A 1021-nucleotide genomic window follows, 5' to 3' on the forward strand; every position below is an offset into this window, starting at 1 on the left:
CGGGCGAGTAGACCTTCATCACCATAAAAGATGCCTCCTACCCGGCCCCTACCGGGACCGGGCTCAGAGGTGTCCACCACTCGGGGACAGGTCCCCCGCGTTGAACTCCGACCGGCCGCCTGTGTTCGAGCGGGCCCCGCGGGGTCATGTCGCGGACAGGTTCGAGCCGCAGATGCGGGCTCTGCTGTAGGAGTGGCCGACGATGCCGGCGCCAGTGATCGCCGAGCGGATTGGCTGGCCGTACTCGTCAGCACCGCTGCGCAAGCGGCTGGCGCTGATCAGGCCGGAATACCTGGTCGAGTGGTACAACAACCGCCGGCTGCACTCAAGTCTGGGCATGATCAGCCCCACCGAGTTCGAGGCAGCACATTACGCTGACACCCAACCCGTGGCCGACTGATCACCGGCCACCAAACACCGGCAGGAAAGTCGGGACGGTTCAGTCGGGGTAAGCACGGCGACGGTGCCGGTGGTCATGGCGACGTCTACGTTCACGCGCTTCGTCGCTCGGCGGGCGCGGTCCGTCAGGCCGTAGATCTCCGCTCGGCGGGCGGGTTCGGTTTTGCCGACGTACCGATGGAAGACGGTGCCCGGGCGGGAGCCGGGTGTTCACGGGAACCGCAGACTGTACAGGGCAGTTGGGGTTCCAGTTGGGCGACGAGCTCTCCTGCCATGCCGTCGAGGCGGCGCTCCTGCAGGCCGAGTTACTCCTGCTTGGCCTGGAGCGCCTGGGTGGCACGGGCTCGCTTCTCGTCCGCGGCAGCGGCAGCGGCAGCGGTCAGACCGATGGCCAGGCTGTCACGCAGGAAACTCGGGATGAAAGAGGCTCAGTGTCGGTGGTCGGAGCTGGGGTGCTGTTCTCGGGCGGGGTGTGGGCTGTGGTCCGGGAGGTGTTCGCCCGGTCAATGGCTGTTCTGGTGTGTCACGGGGCATGACGGGTTTCCCTTTGGTGCGTGATGGAGCGGCCAGCGGGTCTGTATTGCGGGCGTTCTGACAGGGTTTTATGGGTGTTGCCCGGGTT

General features: G+C 66.4%; 2 pseudogenes. Both read left to right on the top strand.

The annotated features are described in order from the left end of the window. Positions 1 to 97: 97 nt before the first annotated feature. Positions 98 to 295 (top strand): annotated as a pseudogene (locus tag AB0E14_RS39800) (IS21 family transposase); the annotation flags it as partial. After that, positions 296 to 400, top strand: a pseudogene (locus AB0E14_RS39805) (IS3 family transposase); the annotation flags it as partial. Positions 401 to 1021: the final 621 nt, after the last annotated feature.

The organism is Streptomyces sp. NPDC047981, assembly GCF_040653315.1.
In the GTDB taxonomy this organism is placed as follows: Bacteria; Actinomycetota; Actinomycetes; order Streptomycetales; family Streptomycetaceae; genus Streptomyces.